A 15,328-nucleotide genomic window follows, 5' to 3' on the forward strand; every position below is an offset into this window, starting at 1 on the left:
GAACGCATGGGCGCAGGCTGCAAGCGGTGCTTTGCCGCGAAAGGCTGGCAATTTTGGCGAGTTCGTTTCCCTCAAGGCCGATGCGCCCCTATATTGCTTGCCATGCCTGACCCCGTCGAATCGCTGCGCATGAAGCTGATCGGGCAGGTGCGCGGCGTGTTTCACGACGCGAGCAAGGGCCAGCAACCCACTCCGCCATCGGACGATGCGCTGTTCGAACGCGACACGCCGATCCGTCTGGTGCATGCCGATATCGTGGGAATGATGACCGGCGGCGTGCGTGCGCTTCTTTTGCAGATGCTGCATCCGGAGGCGCTGCAAGGCGTGCTCGACCATTCCAATTTCCGTGAGGACATGCATGGGCGGCTGCGGCGCACCGCCCGCTTTATCACCGTGACGACCTTCGGCCACCGCGACGAGGCGATGAAAGCGATCGACCGGGTTAACCGCATCCATGCCAAGGTTGGCGGGACGCTGCCCGACGGTTCGCCCTATTCGGCGACTTCCCCCCGAACGCTGGCGTGGGTGCACGTGACCGAAGCGCAGAGCTTCCTCGCAGGCTATCTTCGTCATGTCCGGCCAAATATGCCTGGTGCGGAACAGGACGAATATTATCGCCAGTTCGCGGTGATCGCCCGCGCACTGGGGGCCGATCCGGTGCCCGAGACGCGCGCGGAGGCGGATCGTATCTTCAGAATGTTGCGCCACGATCTTGCAACATCTCCGCAAGCGAGAGAGGTCGCGCAACTGGTATTGAGCCAGCGCCCCAAAGGCACACCGCGCAGCGTCCAGACGATGATCACCGCCGATGCCGTGACGATGCTGCCCGACTGGGCGCGCAACATGCTCCACCTGCAACGCCCGCGGCTCACCGCCCTGCCCGCCCGCGCCGCGACATGGGGCATGGGCCGCACCCTGCGATGGGCATTCCGGCAGGCACCCGCTCGCAAGTAACCGCTTTCAGGAAGGGACCGACAATGGCCGAATTCACCTTCTACACCGTCGCCATGAGCCGCGGTCAGATTTCGCGCTGGGCGCTGCATGAAGCAGGCGCGGATTACGAACACGTGGTTTTCGACTGGGCGACCCGCCCAGAGATCCTTAAAAGCTTCAACCCGATGAACAAGGTGCCCACGCTGGTGCATCACCATGGCGCCCACGATCACGTCGTCACCGAAGCCGCAGCGATCAACCACTACCTCGCCGAAACCCACCCGCAGGCGGGCCTTCTGCCTGACGCGCACGAGCGCGCCGCCTATTTCCGCTGGCTGTTCTTCGCCGCCGGACCGCTGGAACAGGCCGTCGTGGCAAAGGCGATGGGTTGGGAAGTGCCCGAGGGCCGCACCGGCATGGCGGGCTTCGGCAGCCTCGAGCTTGCCCTTGATGCAATCGAGGAATGGCTCAAGAACAATGATTACGCCGCCGGCAACCGTTTCACCATGGCCGACACCTATGTCGGCAGCCAGTTCGTCTGGGGTCTGAGGTTCGGCTCGATCCCCGAGCGCCCCGCCTTCAAGGCCTATGTCGAACGGATCACCCAGCGCCCGGCCTATGCGGCGGCCAATGCGATCGACGCGGCAATCATCAAGGGCGCGGAAGGCTAGGCGAAAGCGCGGCTTTTCCTGAGCAGCTGATAGGCCTCGACCACCTGATTGAGCCGCGCCTCGTGCTTGCGATCGCCGCCGTTGCGGTCTGGGTGGTAGCGACGCACCAGTTCGGAATAGCGGCGCCTGAGCCGCGTGCGATCGGTGTCCGAGCCCAGCCCCATGGTCTCCAGCGCCTGCGCCTCCTCGCGCGAGAACCTGCCTGTCATCGCCATCTTCGCCTGACGTTCGGCGCGGCTGCGGATACCGCTCGCACGGGCGGAAATGGCATCGAGCGGATCGGCATAGTCGGCCCAGCGCGGCATGCCGTCGACATGGGTTTCGGGGCGGAACGCCCGGCTTTCGGTCCGCCACCCCGCCACCGGCGACTGCGCAGCCAGTATTTCGTCGGCGCTCATGCCGTCGAACCAGTCGTAACCGGCATTGAATTCGCGCACGTGATCAAGGCAGAACCAGCGCCACTCGCCCGGCCCGTCGAAGCCATGCGGACGGCGTCCGGGCGCGCGGAACTCCCCCGCCTCGCGGCAGCCCGGCGCCTCGCAATCGCGCCCCGCACTTTCGACGCGGCCATGAAACCGTGATGCAGACATAGACCTTGAGAATGGCGATAAGGGCCCCAAGTTCCAAGTCTCAATACCCCCCTGCGCTTGCAAAGAAGGAAAGCCCTGATGAGTGTTGCCGATGAAATGCACGCCCTGTTGACCGAGGCCTTTGCCCCCACCCGCCTCGCCATCATCAACGACAGCGCGAAGCATTCGGGCCACATGGGCGACGACGGATCGGGCGAATCGCATTTCACCGTCGAGATCGAGGCGGCGGCCTTTGCCCCGATGAACCGCCTCGCCCGCCAGCGCGCGGTGATCGCGGCGCTGGGCGATATCGTCGGCCAGCGGGTGCACGCGGTGGCCATCAAGGCGAGTGTGCCGGAGGCATGACGCTCAATCATGCTCTGCGGCTGCGCCGCGCGGCGCGGCTGATCGTACTCGATCCCATGGGCCGGGCTTTGATGTTCCGCTATGATGTTCCCGGTCGTCCGCCCTTCTGGGTCACGGCGGGCGGGGAATGCGAGCCGGACGAAAGTTTCGAGGATGCGGCGCGGCGCGAATTGCTGGAGGAAACCGGCATCATCGCCGATCCGGGCGCGCAGATCGCACGGATGACCCCCGAATTCGTCACCGTCGAAGGCGAACCGGTGCAGGCTGACGAACGCTTTTTCCTGATCCGCGTGGAGGAGGCAAGCATCGATACCAGCCGCCACACTGTGCTGGAACAGGAGCTGATGACGCAGCACCGCTGGTTCACGCTGGACGAGCTCGAAAACTGGCCGGAAGCAGTGTTCCCCGTCAATCTGGCCGAGATGATAAGGTCGCAATTCGCAACCTGATTGCCCTGCCCGCCTGCTCTCGCTACTCCTCGTGCAAACGGGAGAGAAAGCGATGGATTACGCAGGCAAGGTGGCGTGGATCACCGGGGCTTCATCGGGCATTGGCGCGGCGCTTGCGCGCGAACTGGCGGCACGCGGCGCGCATGTCGTGCTGTCAGGCCGTGACGAGGCACGGTTGGCCGAGGTTGCGGCCGATTGCGGCGAAACCCTGATCATTGCGTTCGACGTACGCGACGAAGCCGCACTGGCCGAAGCCACCGCAAAGGCCATAGCGTGGAAGGGCGGCATCGATATCGTCTTCGCCAACGCCGGGATCTCCCAGCGCAGCCGCGCGCTCAAGACGGCGATGCAGGTCTATCGCGACATCATCGATGTCGATCTGGTCGCGCAGATCGCTTTCACGCAAGGGCTGATCGGCCATATGGCAGAGCGCGGTTCCGGGGCGCTCGGGTTCATTTCCTCAATCGCGGGCAAGGTCGGCGTGCCAATGCGCACCGCATATTGCGCGGCAAAGTTCGGCCTCGCCGGCTATGCCGACGCGCTGCGGGGGGAGCTGTCGCAGACCGGGGTAACCGTTCACACGATCTACCCCGGCTCGGTCGCCACCAATGTTTCTCGCAACGCACTCACTGCCGAAGGAGGTCGGCGCGGCAAGTCCGATCCCGCGATCGACAATGGCATTCCCGCCGACGCGGCAGCGCGCCAGATGCTCGATGAAATCGCCGCCGGAACGCGCGAGATCATCGTGGCCGAGGGCGGCGAGAAGGCGATGGGCGAATTGCGCCGCACGCCCGATGCGCTGTTCGATCAGATCGCGAACATGGTCGCGAACGGATATATGGAAAAGCTGGAGGCGGCCGAATGAGCGGGTTCGAACTGAAGCGGGTGCATCTGCCCAACGGCATCCATCTTGATGTGGTAGACGAAGGCCCGGTCGACGCGCCGGTGCTGATCTTCCTGCACGGCTTTCCCGAAAGCCACCGCACCTGGCGCCACCAGATCGCGCATTTCAAGGACCGCTACCGCTGCATCGCACCGGACCAGCGCGGCTATCGCGGGTCGTCCAAGCCGCAGGCGGTGGAGGCCTATACGCCCGACAAGCTGATCGGCGACATTTTCCTGCTTGCCGATGCCCTGGCGATCCCAAGCTTCACTATCGTCGGGCACGACTGGGGCGGCGCGATTGCTTGGGGTGTGGCGCTGGGCGGTCAGCATGCGCGGGTGAACAAGGCGGTGATCGCCAACGCCCCGCACCCGGTCATCTTCCAGAAGCTGCTCTATACCCACCCCGGCCAGCGCGAGGCGAGCCAGTATATCCGGGGCTTCCGCGATTCGGCCAATGATGCGCTGGTGAAGGAACACGGCCTCACTGGTCTGCTGCTTAAGGAAGTGAAGTGGGACCGCCCCAGTGCGATGGAGCCCGATGAGCGCGACGCGCTGCTGCTCGACTGGCAGAACCGCGATGCCGCCTTCGGGATGCTCAATTACTACCGCGCCAGCCCAATCGACGTGCCCACAATGGACGCACCTTTCGCCGTGCCCGAGGGTTGGACGCCCCCTGCCCTGCCCAAGCTGACGATCCCGACACTGGTGATTTGGGCGCTCGACGACCTCGCCCTGCCTCCGGAAAACCTCGACGGACTGGAAGACATCATCGACCCGCTTACCATCGTGAAAGTGCCGAATTGCGGGCACTTCGTTCCGTGGGAAGCGCCGGAGGCGGTGAATGCGGCGATGGAAGCGTTTCTGGCGGGCTAAGCCCCCAGCCACTCCACCCATGCACCATGTGGATGCGCATGGGACAGCAGGTGCTCCTCACCTTGATGACCCGCGCCGTCCCAAAGGCGCACGCGCAATTCGTGACGGAAGGTGGCGGGGTCGGTCTCGAGCGCGATCCAGCCGAGCGGGGTTTCAGGAGTGGCCGCGGCGCCCTCGGCATCGAAGGCGGCGGTGATGCGGGCTTGCGTGGCGGCGGGCATGTATTGCCACATGATCGAATGAAACATCACCCGCGCCGTGCCAGCCACGGCAGGGCGCGCCAGCATCGCAGCGGCAAAGTTCCCCGCATCGGCAGCGACCAGATCGGGCGGCTCGGCTCCCGCCAGCGCAATTGCGGCATCGATCCGCGCCAACCGCTCGCCTGCATCGGGCCAGACATAGGCCTTGAGCCGCAGCGCCGCTTCGGGATCGGCGAGGTTGATCGGGGCAATGTCGCAACCCTTCACGCCCGTGATCGCGAAACCGGCAGGCGGCGGTGGCGGCGAGGCACCGCGCCATTCGGGCACGATCCGCATCGGCGAGGCTTCCGGCCCGACCTCAGTTTCGCCAAGCCGGAAGAAATAACGATCGATCATGGTGTTGACCCCGGCACTTGCACCTAGTTCGAACAGGTCGAACCGGGGCGATCGGACCCGCTGCGCCAGCCACAGCAGCCCCGCCATGATGCTCGCCGCGCGGCCCGCCTCGTTGGTCTGCGGCGGGCCATCGAGCCACGGGAGCAGCTGCGCATCGAAGCGGTGCGCAAGGTCGAGCACCAGCGCATCGACCTCGGCCTGATCGGTAATATCTCCGGAATAGACCGCGGCCAGCCGCGCGTCCGCGCCGGTCAACACCAGATGGTGAAAGCCCCCCGCAATCCGCAGCGGCATCGCGTCCTTGAGCGTCAGGCCCTGCCAGTTTGCGATCCGGCGTCCGGTCGCCGTATCGCTCGCCCGCACCCCGGCTAGTGCGCGGATCACCCGCCCGGTTGCTGGCGCTCCGTTTTCCTCGGCATGGCGCGCCTGCCATTCAAGAGCGGCGGCAAAGTCTTCCAGACCCATGATTCCCGGCTCGCTCACCGCCATTTCCATTGCCCTTTCGCGCCTGCGCCCTTAAGTGCGCGGCCAATCATGACCATCAATGGCAATCACGACAATCCCGGACAGCTGACCTTCGCTGTCCCCAAGGGGCGCATCCTCGACGAGGCGCTTCCGGTTATGGCGCGCGCAGGCGTCGAGCCCGACGCGGAATTCCACGATCCCAAGAGCCGCGCGCTCGCCTTCGCATGCCTTCGCCCTGACATGCGGATCATCCGCGTGCGCGCCTTCGATGTTGCCACTTTCGTCGCCCACGGCGCAGCGCAGGTTGGGATCGTCGGCTCGGACGTGATCGAGGAATTCGACTACGCCGATCTCTATGCGCCGGTCGATCTCGGCATCGGGCTGTGCCGGTTGTCGGTTGCGCGGCTGGCCGCTGACGGCGAAGAGCCTGCGGGGGCGAGCCATCTGCGCGTGGCGACCAAGTATCCCAGCCTCACCCGCCGCCATTTCGAGGCTGCGGGCGTGCAGGCCGAATGCGTGAAGCTGAACGGGGCGATGGAACTCGCACCTTCGCTCGGCCTGGCACGGCAGATCGTCGATCTCGTCTCGACCGGCAAGACGCTCAAGGAAAACGGGTTGGTCGAAACCGACGTCATCCTGGAAATCTCGGCGCGACTGATCGTCAACCGCACCGCGCTGAAGACTGATGCCCGTGTCGCCGCGCTGGTCGATGCCTTCCGCCGCGATGCCGAGGCGCGCAGCCGGAGCGCAGCCGCATGATCCCGATCCTTTCCACCCTCCAGCCCGATTTCGCGCAGAAATTCGCGCGGATCGTCGATGCCCGGCGCGAATCCGATGCCGATGTCGCCGGGCAGGTGACCGACATTCTCCAGACCGTGAAGCTGCGCGGCGACGCGGCGCTGGCTGAGTTCACCCAGCGCTTTGACGGCTACACGCTCGCCGATGATGCCGACTGGTCGATCCCGCGCGAGGCCTGCGAGGAAGCCTACAAGACGCTCGCCCCCGATCTTCGCGAGGCGCTCGAACTCGCGGCGGCGCGTATTCGCAGCTACCACGAGGCGCAGCTGCCGCAGAACCGCGACTACACCGACGCGGCGGGCGTGCGGCTCGGTGCGATCTGGCGGGCTGTGGATGCGGCGGGATTGTATGTTCCGGGAGGCCGCGCGGCCTATCCGTCCTCGCTGCTGATGAACGCGATCCCCGCGCGCGTCGCCGGCGTAGAGCGGCTCGCCATCGTGACCCCCACGCCACAGGGCCAGACCAACCCGCTGGTGCTCGCCGCAGCGCACATCGCGGGCGTGGACGAGATCTGGCGCATTGGCGGCGCACAGGCAGTCGGCGCGCTGGCCTATGGCACGCAGCGCATCCGCCCGGTCGACGTCATCACCGGCCCCGGGAATGCCTGGGTCGCCGAAGCCAAACGCCAGCTTTACGGCGTGGTCGGTATCGACATGGTCGCAGGCCCTTCCGAAATCCTTGTGATTGCCGACGGCAAGAACGATCCCGACTGGATCGCCGCCGACCTGCTGTCGCAGGCGGAGCATGATCCGACCTCGCAATCGATCCTCATCACCGACGATGCGGGCTTTGCGCGGCAGGTCGAGGATTGCGTCGACCTGCAGATCAGCCAGCTTGCCACCGCCAAAACCGCGCGGGCGAGCTGGGATGCGCACGGGGTGATCATCGTCGTCAACGATCTCGAGGCCGAGGCTCCCGCGCTGGCCGATCGTCTCGCCGCCGAGCACGTCGAACTCGCGGTCGATCATCCCGAAGCCCTGATGCACAAGATCCGCCACGCGGGCAGCGTCTTCCTCGGCCGGATGACGCCCGAGGCGGTCGGCGATTACGTCGCCGGGCCGAACCACGTGCTTCCGACTGGCCGCCGGGCACGCTTCTCGAGCGGGCTCTCGGTGCTCGATTTCATGAAGCGCACCAGCTTCCTCGGGCTTGACGAAGCCTCTTTCGCCGCGATCGGCCCCGCCGCCGCGACCCTTGCCCATGCCGAAGGGCTTCCGGCGCATGCCAAGTCCGTGGAACTGAGAATCAAATGAACAATCCCGCCCGTTCGCAGGCCCGTTCGGCCGCGCGCCTCGCCGCCGTTCAGGCGCTCTACCAGCAGCATATGGAAGGCACCGCGCTGGCTCGGCTGCTCGACGAATTCCACCAGCATCGGCTGGGACGCGACATCGACAGCGATGATTTCGGCGATGCCGAATATGCCGAGGCCGAAGTGCCGTTCTTCGATGATGTGGTGCGCGGTGTCGATGCCCGGCGCGACGAGATCGATGCTGCTGTCGCCGGAAAGCTGGCCGCCGGATGGAACATCGCCCGGCTCGACAAGGCGATGTTGCAAGTGCTGCGCGCCGGAACCTACGAACTGCTCGCCCGGCCCGATGTGCCTGCGGCTGTGGCGATCAACGAATATGTCGAGGTCGCCAAGGCCTTCTTCGACGACGGACAGGCCAGATTCGTTAACGGCATCCTCGATGCCGTGGCCAAAGAGGTGCGCGCGGGCTAAACCTCGGTTCGCACCATGAACGAGTCCGAATTCGTCGCCGCCCTGCGCAAATTGCCGCTCCATAAGGGCGCGCGCGGGCTGGAGGATGACTGCGCGATCCTGGCCATCGGCAGCGAAACGCTCGTCATCACCCACGACATGATGGCTGAGGACACCCATTTTCGCCCCCATGCCGACATGGCCGACGTGGCGTGGAAACTGCTCGCATCCAATCTTTCCGATCTTGCGGCCAAGGGTGCAGAGCCGATCGGCGTGCTGTTAGGCTATTCGCTCGGCAGCGACGATGCCCGCTTTCTTGAAGGGCTGGCCGAGGGACTGCGAACCTATGGCGTGCCGCTGATGGGCGGGGACACGGTCGCCACCACCGGCACCAGCACCTACGGCCTGACGGCGATCGGGCGTGCGACCCACGTGCCGGTGCCCTCGCGCAAGGGCGCGGCGCCGGGTGACGGCATTTTTGTTTCCGGCCCGGTGGGACGTGCGATGCTCGGCTACGAGGGCGATCCGGACCATCTTTCTGCTTTCAACCGCCCGCTACCGCGCCTTGCCGAAGGGATCGCGCTCGCCCCCCATGTCAGCGCGATGATGGACATCTCCGACGGACTGCTGCTCGATTGCTGGCGCATGGCGTGGGCAAGCGGTGTGACCTTCGCGCTGGAGAGCGCCGCCGTGCCTGTCGCGTCGCGCGCGCGGATGCAGGAATGCTTGCGCTGGGGCGATGATTACGAACTGCTGTTCACGCTTCCCGAAGGCATCGCCCCGCCCATCGCGGCGACCCGCATTGGCACCGTGCGCAGCCGCGAACATGCGCCGCTGATGCTTGACGACATGCCGCTGCCAGATCCGGCGAATCTCGGCTATCGCCACGGCTGATTACGCCGCACGCGCCCTAACCCTGCCAAAACTGGTGAAACCCGCCAGAAAGCGCCGTTTCTCCATCGCCCGAGGCTTGCCAGCGCCTTTCGAGCCCCTATGACTGTGCGCCCTTGCGCCAACGGGATTTCAAAGGAGCGCGAGGCTTCCCGACAGGGACAGGACACAAACGAGAGGGGATAACTCGTGAACCTATTGCTCATTTCCATCGGGCTGGGATTGCTCGCCATTGTCTATGGCGTGATCACCAGCATTCAGGTGCTGGGGGCCAGTGCCGGCAATGCGCGGATGCAGGAAATCGCTGCGGCGATCCAGGAAGGCGCGCAGGCCTATCTGAACCGTCAATACACCACCATCGCCATCGTCGGCGTGGTGGTCGCGGCCGTGGTCGCCTTCGCGCTTGGCACCATCGCCGCGATCGGCTTCGTGACGGGCGCAGTGCTTTCGGGTGTAGCCGGCTACATCGGCATGAACATCTCGGTGCGCGCCAACGTCCGCACCGCCGAAGCGGCCAGCACCAGCCTTCAGGCGGGCCTGACGCTGGCGTTCCGCGCCGGCGCGATCACCGGCATGCTGGTGGCTGGCCTCGCGCTGCTCGCCATCGCAGTGTTCTTCTACGTCATGGTCGGGCCGATGGGGCTCACCCCCTCGAGCCGCACGGTGATCGACGGGCTCGTCGGCCTTGCCTTCGGCGCCTCGCTGATCTCGATCTTCGCACGTCTGGGCGGCGGCATCTTCACCAAGGCGGCCGACGTCGGAGCGGACCTTGTCGGCAAGGTGGAAGCGGGCATCCCCGAGGATGATCCGCGCAACCCTGCCGTGATTGCGGATAACGTGGGCGACAATGTCGGCGACTGCGCCGGGATGGCGGCCGACCTGTTCGAAACCTATGTCGTCACCGTCGGCGCCACCATGGTGCTGACGGCGCTGCTGCTGACGCAGCTGGGCGATTTGCTGCTGCCGATGATGGCGCTGCCGCTGCTGATCGGGGGCGCGTGCATCGTCACCTCGATCCTCGGCACCTATTTTGTCCGCCTCGGCGGCGGGACCAACGTGATGGGGGCGATGTACAAAGGCTTCATCGTCACTGCCGTCACCTCGATCCCGCTGATCTGGATCGTTACCCAGTTCGCGCTCGGCTCGGTCGGGATGGACATGAATACGGTGATCAACCCCGATCAGGGCATGGTCGAATTCACCGGACGGACGCTGTTCTACTGCGCCCTGCTTGGCCTTGCCATCACCGGGCTGATCATCTGGATTACCGAGTATTATACCGGCACCAAGTTCCGTCCGGTGCGCTCGATCGCCAAGGCTTCGGAAACGGGCCACGGCACCAACGTGATCCAGGGCCTTGCGATCAGCCTTGAATCGACCGCGTTGCCGACGCTTGTGATCGTGGCGGGCATCATCATCGCCTATGGCCTCGCCGGGCTGATGGGGATCGCCTATGCGGCCACCGCGATGCTGGCTCTGGCCGGCATGGTCGTTGCCCTCGACGCCTACGGCCCCGTCACTGACAATGCCGGCGGCATCGCCGAAATGTCGGGTCTGGACGACAGCGTGCGCGAGAAGACCGATCTTCTCGACGCAGTCGGCAACACCACCAAGGCCGTGACCAAGGGTTACGCGATCGGTTCGGCGGGCCTCGGCGCGCTGGTGCTGTTCGCTGCCTATACCACCGACCTGCGGACCTTCTTCCCGAACGTGGAAGTGGACTTCAGCCTCGAAAACCCCTTCGTGATCGTTGGCCTGCTCCTCGGCGCGCTTCTGCCCTACCTGTTCGGGGCAATGGGCATGACCGCGGTCGGCCGCGCGGCGGGCGACGTGGTTGTCGACGTACGCGAGCAGTTCGCCAACAATCCGGGTATCATGGCCGGCACCTCCAAGCCCGACTATGCCCGCACCGTGGACCTGGTCACTAAGGCCGCGATCAAGGAGATGATTATCCCCTCGCTGCTGCCGGTGCTGGCACCTGTCGTGGTCTACTTCGTGATCACCATGATCGCGGGGCAGGCAAACGGCTTTGCGGCGCTGGGTGCACTGCTGCTCGGTGTGATCGTCGGCGGGCTGTTCGTGGCACTCTCCATGACCGCCGGCGGCGGTGCATGGGATAACGCCAAGAAGTACATCGAAGACGGCAATCACGGCGGCAAGGGCTCGGAAGCGCACAAGGCCGCAGTGACCGGCGATACCGTCGGCGATCCCTACAAGGACACCGCCGGCCCCGCCGTGAACCCGATGATCAAGATCACCAACATCGTCGCGCTGCTGCTGCTGGCCGCGCTGGCGCATGGTGCCGCTTGAGACACATCACGGCCCTATAGTGGGTAAGCGGTAGGGCCGCGAAAGACTCAACCCCGCCGGGAGCAATTCCGGCGGGGTTTATCTTTGCGCGCATCCCCGTTCGTGCCGGTCATGGCACCGCACTTCGTGAAGAACGGCCCAGCCCCTTCCGTCTCGCTGTCGATCACCTGGCGAAGCGAGTGGAGCTACCGCGAAAGCGATGCGCGCGCGCAATGCGATCCTGCGCGAACGCGGCTTTTCGCCCAGCGCACCCAGCCGCTGGCCGCAGCAGAACTATGCCAAGGCCGATGGCTTAGAAAGCTCGGCTTGACGGGTTCGTAAGCGCCAAGCATGGCCCTTTGCCATGACTGATACGCCCACAAACGAAGAACTCGTCGCAGGCCTCGTCCGCCTGCTGACCGTCGAAAAGCGCGCGGCCGATATTTTCGCGGGCCCGCCGCAGCAGGACGGGATCGGGCGGGTGTTCGGCGGGCAGGTGCTGGCGCAGGCGCTGCAGGCGGCACAGGCCAGCATCACCGACGGCAAACGCGCCCATTCATTGCACGCCTATTTCCTTCGCGGCGGTCGCGAGGGTGTCGGGATCGAATATCGGATCCAGCGCGATTTCGACGGGCGCAGCTTTGCCAACCGCAGGGTGGTCGCCTCGCAGGAGGATGAACACGGCATGCCAGTGCCGATCCTCAACCTCACCGCCAGTTTCCAGCTGCCGGAAGACGGGCTGGAGCATAATGATTCGCCAATTCCCGACGTACCCGGCCCGGACGAACTGCGTTCGGACATGGAGCAGCGGCTGGAGATTGCCGAGCGACTGGGCGACCGGATGAGCGAGCAGCAGCGCCGCCTGATGCTCCGCCCTCGCCCGATCGAGATGCGCACGGTCGATGCCCTGCACTGGATGAACCGCACCCCCAGCGAACCGCGCGCGCATACGTGGTTCCGGGTGGTGGCCCCGATCACCGGAGAGGCCGATACGCCCGAACTCCACCGCGCGATCATCACCTACGCCAGCGATTACACCCTGCTCGGCACCAGCGCATTGCCGCACGGTCTTTCGTGGATGCGGGGCGAACTGGTCGGTGCCAGCCTCGATCACGCGATCTGGTTCCACCGCGACGCACGGGTCGACGACTGGCTGCTCTATGCCACCGACGCACCGTGGAGCGGCGGCGGGCGCGGCTTCAATCGTGGTCGCATTTTCAACCGGGCGGGCGAACTCGTTGCGAGCGTCGCGCAGGAAGGGATGATGAGGAAGAGGGTCTCCCGTTAACGCCGGGCATATCAGCGGCACAGCCGCCGCAGGCGGGACACCCGACCTTCAGGTCGCATGAGCGAGGATTGCGAAGCCCTTAGAGGCTGCGAAACCTTCAATGCGCTAACAGGATCGGCATCTGCGGATCGGACAGCATCCGGCGGGTGACGCCGCCAAGCAGCATTTCCGCCAACCGCGAATGACCATAGGCGCCCATCACCATCAACCCGCATTCGCGCAGTTGCGCTGCCGAGAAAAGGGTATCGGAAATCTTCGCATCACCGCGCGGGATTTCGACCATCTCGCATTCAATTCCGTGACGACTGAGATACTGCGCACCTTCCAGCGCGGGGAAATCGAAGCGCTGCTTGTCCGAAGGCTCGGCCACGCTGACAAGGTAGACTTTCCGCGCAGCCGCCAGCAGCGGCACCGCCTCGCGCAGCGCAACGCAGGCTTCGGACGAACCGTTCCACGCGACCATCGCGGGCGCGTTAACGTCGAAGCTTTTGGTTCCCTCCGGCACCACCAGCACCGGCACCGGTGCCTTAAGCACCAGATCGCCGACCAGCGCAGAGGGGCCTTTGCCGCCTTCGCCCGTGTCCGAAGGACCGACGATAACGACATCGGCGAGCGGTGAAAGCTCCAGCAGACGGTGCTGGGCAATGCCGTACAGGAACCGCCAGTCCCACGGCACGCCTTCATTGGCGAGATGCGCCTCGGTCTGCTGGCGCAGCTTTTCGGCATTCTCCTTGATGACCGGCATCGCAGCCGCGATCGCCGAGCCGTAGAAATCGCCGGGTGCGAATACCTCGTAGCTGACCGATTGCAGGCAGGTGATGTGGCCGCCCGACGCCCGGGCAATGTCGAGCGCGACCTGTAGCCGAGCCTCCATCGCAGGGTCGTGATCGACGTGAAGCAGAATCGATTTCATGGCTGTTCTCCCACTGATGGTGCCACGATGAACCCACATTGTGCCTGCGGCTTTGATCGGGATCAAATTTGCTCCGCAAGCCGCTTGCAGAGCAACCGTACGCGGTTCATTCTCTTGCCCCGAGGGAGAGGAACCCATGCAGATCACGCGCCACCCGCCCGTCAAAACCACGCTCGAACCGTCGAACCATCCCTATCTGACAGGGGCGTGGACGCCGCTGCACGAGGAGGTCGACGTTGCCGAATTGCCTGTGATCGCGGGCGAAATTCCCGCCGACATTGACGGGATCTATCTGCGTAACACCGAAAACCAGGTGCACCAGCCGCTCGGCCGCCACCATCCCTTCGATGGCGACGCGATGATCCATCAGGTCAATATCTCGGGCGGCAAGGCGAGCTATCGCAACCGCTTCGTACGCACCCATTGCTTCGAGGCGGAGCAGATCGCGGGGCAATCGCTGTGGGGCGGACTGATGGATCCATGGGGGACTTCGCTACGCCCCGGCTTCGGCGCACACGGGGGCCTGAAGGACACCGGCAGCACCGACATCATCGTTCACGCCGGAACCGCCTATGCCACGCTCTACCAGTGCGGCGAGGCGTGGATGCTCGATCCGGTTACGCTGGGCAGCCGCGGCAAGGCGCCATGGGTGCCGCTGGACGGCATATCGGCCCATCCCAAGGTGGACGAGGAGACCGGGGAACTGATGTTCTTCAACTACTCCAAATACCCGCCTTTCATGCATTACGGCGTGGTGAATCGCGAAGGGCGCTTGGTGCATTACGTACCCGTTCCCCTTCCCGGCCCGCGCCTGCCGCATGACATGGCGATCACGAAGAACTGGTCGATCCTCAATGACATGCCGCTATTCTGGGACGAAAGCCTGCTGGCGAACAACATCCACGCCGCGCGGCTGCACGAAGGCGTGCCGACCCGCTTCGCCCTGATCCCGCGCCACGGCCAGCCGGAGGACATCCGCTGGTTCGAAGCCGCGCCGACGTATGTCCTGCACTGGACCAATGCGTGGGAAGAAGGCGACGAGGTGGTGCTCGAAGGCTATCATCAAGCCAAGCCGATGCCCGATCCGCTGGAGGAGATGGGCCGTTACAGCCACATGATGGCCTATGTGGACGAACACTCCTTCCAGTCCCGCCTGCACCGCTGGCGCTTCAACCTGAAGACCGGAGAGACCCGAGAGGAGAGCCTTTCGGAACGCATCGTCGAATTTGGGATGATCAATCCGCGATACGCCATGCAAAAGAGCCGCTATGTCTGGTCCACCACCACGCGGCCCGGCTGGTTTCTGTTCAACGGCTATGTTCGCCACGATACCGAGACGGGTGAGGAACAGGTCTATCGCCTGCCCGAAGGAGTTTATGCCAGCGAAAGCCCGATGATTCCGAGAAAGGGAGCAACCGCAGAGGATGACGGGTATCTGGTCACCTTCCTGATTGACGAGAACAGTGGCACCTCCGAATGCGCGATCCTCGATGCCTCGGATCTGTCGAAAGGCCCGATCTGCCGCCTCGCGCTGCCACACAAGATCTGTTCGGGGACCCATTCGGTGTGGGTCGAACATGATCAATTACGCAAGGATGCCGCCTTCCACGCGCGCCGCTTTGCCTCCGCCTGATCCGGCATCC

General features: G+C 64.9%; 16 protein-coding genes and 1 pseudogene. 14 read left to right on the forward strand and 3 right to left on the reverse strand.

Features of this window, described 5'->3' with window-relative positions; translation table 11 throughout:
- Positions 1–102: 102 nt before the first annotated feature.
- Positions 103–954, forward strand: a complete 852-nt coding sequence (locus OIK40_RS10510) for an oxygenase MpaB family protein (RefSeq protein ID WP_273678284.1) — start codon at positions 103–105, stop codon at positions 952–954.
- Between the two features lie 23 nt (positions 955–977).
- A complete protein-coding gene (locus tag OIK40_RS10515) occupies positions 978–1,604 on the forward strand; it encodes a glutathione S-transferase family protein (protein WP_273678285.1) in 627 nt (208 codons plus the stop codon).
- Here OIK40_RS10515 and OIK40_RS10520 read toward each other — a convergent pair.
- Positions 1,601–2,194: a DnaJ domain-containing protein gene (locus OIK40_RS10520; protein ID WP_273678286.1), complete on the reverse strand. Its 594-nt coding sequence runs from the start codon at positions 2,192–2,194 to the stop codon at positions 1,601–1,603. The genes OIK40_RS10515 and OIK40_RS10520 overlap by 4 nt on opposite strands.
- Before the next feature lie 78 nt (positions 2,195–2,272).
- On the opposite strand from OIK40_RS10520, the gene OIK40_RS10525 reads away from it, so the two are divergent.
- The 4 genes from OIK40_RS10525 to OIK40_RS10540 are packed head-to-tail and all read left to right on the forward strand — an operon-like array spanning position 2,273 to position 4,746.
- Positions 2,273–2,539 carry a BolA family protein gene (locus OIK40_RS10525; RefSeq protein WP_273678287.1) on the forward strand — a complete coding sequence of 89 codons (267 nt, stop codon included), beginning with the start codon at positions 2,273–2,275 and terminating at the stop codon, positions 2,537–2,539.
- Positions 2,536–2,988, forward strand: coding sequence for an NUDIX hydrolase (locus tag OIK40_RS10530; protein WP_273678288.1), 453 nt, complete (start codon positions 2,536–2,538; stop codon positions 2,986–2,988). The genes OIK40_RS10525 and OIK40_RS10530 overlap by 4 nt, the downstream gene beginning before the upstream one ends.
- 52 nt (positions 2,989–3,040) lie before the next feature.
- Positions 3,041–3,853, forward strand: a complete 813-nt coding sequence (locus OIK40_RS10535) for an SDR family NAD(P)-dependent oxidoreductase (protein WP_273678289.1) — start codon at positions 3,041–3,043, stop codon at positions 3,851–3,853.
- On the forward strand, positions 3,850–4,746 hold the full coding sequence (locus tag OIK40_RS10540) for an alpha/beta fold hydrolase (protein ID WP_273678290.1): 897 nt from the start codon (positions 3,850–3,852) through the stop codon (positions 4,744–4,746). Before OIK40_RS10535 ends, OIK40_RS10540 begins: the two co-directional genes overlap by 4 nt.
- Here the strand turns inward: OIK40_RS10540 and OIK40_RS10545 are convergent.
- The gene (locus OIK40_RS10545; RefSeq protein ID WP_273678291.1) at positions 4,743–5,831 is read right to left on the reverse strand and encodes a DUF2332 domain-containing protein; all 1,089 of its coding nucleotides are present in this window, start codon (positions 5,829–5,831) and stop codon (positions 4,743–4,745) included. The two genes, OIK40_RS10540 and OIK40_RS10545, sit on opposite strands and share 4 nt — an antisense overlap.
- A gap of 45 nt (positions 5,832–5,876) precedes the next feature.
- Between OIK40_RS10545 and hisG the strand changes: the two genes are divergently transcribed.
- The 7 genes and pseudogenes from hisG (at position 5,877) to OIK40_RS10580 (ending at position 12,772) form a co-directional block, all read left to right on the forward strand.
- A complete protein-coding gene (gene hisG / locus OIK40_RS10550; protein WP_273678292.1) occupies positions 5,877–6,566 on the forward strand; it encodes an ATP phosphoribosyltransferase in 690 nt (229 codons plus the stop codon).
- On the forward strand, positions 6,563–7,858 hold the full coding sequence (gene hisD, locus OIK40_RS10555; RefSeq protein ID WP_273678293.1) for a histidinol dehydrogenase: 1,296 nt from the start codon (positions 6,563–6,565) through the stop codon (positions 7,856–7,858). The genes hisG and hisD overlap by 4 nt, the downstream gene beginning before the upstream one ends.
- Entirely contained in the window at positions 7,855–8,325 is a 471-nt protein-coding gene (gene nusB, locus OIK40_RS10560; RefSeq protein ID WP_273678294.1) for a transcription antitermination factor NusB, read from the forward strand. The genes hisD and nusB overlap by 4 nt, the downstream gene beginning before the upstream one ends.
- A 15-nt stretch (positions 8,326–8,340) precedes the next feature.
- Entirely contained in the window at positions 8,341–9,198 is an 858-nt protein-coding gene (thiL, locus tag OIK40_RS10565) for a thiamine-phosphate kinase (protein ID WP_273678295.1), read from the forward strand.
- A 186-nt stretch (positions 9,199–9,384) separates the two neighbouring features.
- Positions 9,385–11,505, forward strand: coding sequence for a sodium-translocating pyrophosphatase (locus OIK40_RS10570; RefSeq protein WP_273678296.1), 2,121 nt, complete (start codon positions 9,385–9,387; stop codon positions 11,503–11,505).
- 99 nt (positions 11,506–11,604) lie between these two features.
- Positions 11,605–11,815: pseudogene (locus OIK40_RS10575) on the forward strand (transcriptional regulator); the annotation flags it as partial.
- 33 nt (positions 11,816–11,848) lie between these two features.
- Positions 11,849–12,772 (forward strand): acyl-CoA thioesterase, encoded by a 924-nt coding sequence (locus OIK40_RS10580; RefSeq protein WP_273678297.1) that lies wholly within the window; start codon positions 11,849–11,851, stop codon positions 12,770–12,772.
- A gap of 97 nt (positions 12,773–12,869) precedes the next feature.
- Here the strand turns inward: OIK40_RS10580 and OIK40_RS10585 are convergent, their stop codons facing one another.
- Positions 12,870–13,685 carry a universal stress protein gene (locus tag OIK40_RS10585; RefSeq protein ID WP_273678298.1) on the reverse strand — a complete coding sequence of 272 codons (816 nt, stop codon included), beginning with the start codon at positions 13,683–13,685 and terminating at the stop codon, positions 12,870–12,872.
- Positions 13,686–13,821: 136 nt separating this feature from the next.
- Here OIK40_RS10585 and OIK40_RS10590 point away from each other — a divergent pair, with 136 nt between their 5' ends.
- Positions 13,822–15,318, forward strand: coding sequence for a carotenoid oxygenase family protein (locus OIK40_RS10590; protein WP_273678299.1), 1,497 nt, complete (start codon positions 13,822–13,824; stop codon positions 15,316–15,318).
- Positions 15,319–15,328: the final 10 nt, after the last annotated feature.

The organism is Erythrobacter fulvus, from assembly GCF_028595285.1.
Classification (GTDB): domain Bacteria; phylum Pseudomonadota; class Alphaproteobacteria; order Sphingomonadales; family Sphingomonadaceae; genus Erythrobacter; species Erythrobacter fulvus.

What these genes read in the sequence shown, in the direction of transcription:
- OIK40_RS10510 (WP_273678284.1), top strand. Translation starts at nt 103, where the DNA reads ATGCCTGACCCCGTCGAATCGCTGCGCATGAAGCTGATCGGGCAGGTG.
- OIK40_RS10515 (WP_273678285.1), top strand. Translation starts at nt 978, where the DNA reads ATGGCCGAATTCACCTTCTACACCGTCGCCATGAGCCGCGGTCAGATT.
- OIK40_RS10520 (WP_273678286.1), bottom strand. Translation starts at nt 2,194, where the DNA reads ATGTCTGCATCACGGTTTCATGGCCGCGTCGAAAGTGCGGGGCGCGAT.
- OIK40_RS10525 (WP_273678287.1), top strand. Translation starts at nt 2,273, where the DNA reads ATGAGTGTTGCCGATGAAATGCACGCCCTGTTGACCGAGGCCTTTGCC.
- OIK40_RS10530 (WP_273678288.1), top strand. Translation starts at nt 2,536, where the DNA reads ATGACGCTCAATCATGCTCTGCGGCTGCGCCGCGCGGCGCGGCTGATC.
- OIK40_RS10535 (WP_273678289.1), top strand. Translation starts at nt 3,041, where the DNA reads ATGGATTACGCAGGCAAGGTGGCGTGGATCACCGGGGCTTCATCGGGC.
- OIK40_RS10540 (WP_273678290.1), top strand. Translation starts at nt 3,850, where the DNA reads ATGAGCGGGTTCGAACTGAAGCGGGTGCATCTGCCCAACGGCATCCAT.
- OIK40_RS10545 (WP_273678291.1), bottom strand. Translation starts at nt 5,831, where the DNA reads ATGGCGGTGAGCGAGCCGGGAATCATGGGTCTGGAAGACTTTGCCGCC.
- hisG (WP_273678292.1), top strand. Translation starts at nt 5,877, where the DNA reads ATGACCATCAATGGCAATCACGACAATCCCGGACAGCTGACCTTCGCT.
- hisD (WP_273678293.1), top strand. Translation starts at nt 6,563, where the DNA reads ATGATCCCGATCCTTTCCACCCTCCAGCCCGATTTCGCGCAGAAATTC.
- nusB (WP_273678294.1), top strand. Translation starts at nt 7,855, where the DNA reads ATGAACAATCCCGCCCGTTCGCAGGCCCGTTCGGCCGCGCGCCTCGCC.
- thiL (WP_273678295.1), top strand. Translation starts at nt 8,341, where the DNA reads ATGAACGAGTCCGAATTCGTCGCCGCCCTGCGCAAATTGCCGCTCCAT.
- OIK40_RS10580 (WP_273678297.1), top strand. Translation starts at nt 11,849, where the DNA reads ATGACTGATACGCCCACAAACGAAGAACTCGTCGCAGGCCTCGTCCGC.
- OIK40_RS10585 (WP_273678298.1), bottom strand. Translation starts at nt 13,685, where the DNA reads ATGAAATCGATTCTGCTTCACGTCGATCACGACCCTGCGATGGAGGCT.
- OIK40_RS10590 (WP_273678299.1), top strand. Translation starts at nt 13,822, where the DNA reads ATGCAGATCACGCGCCACCCGCCCGTCAAAACCACGCTCGAACCGTCG.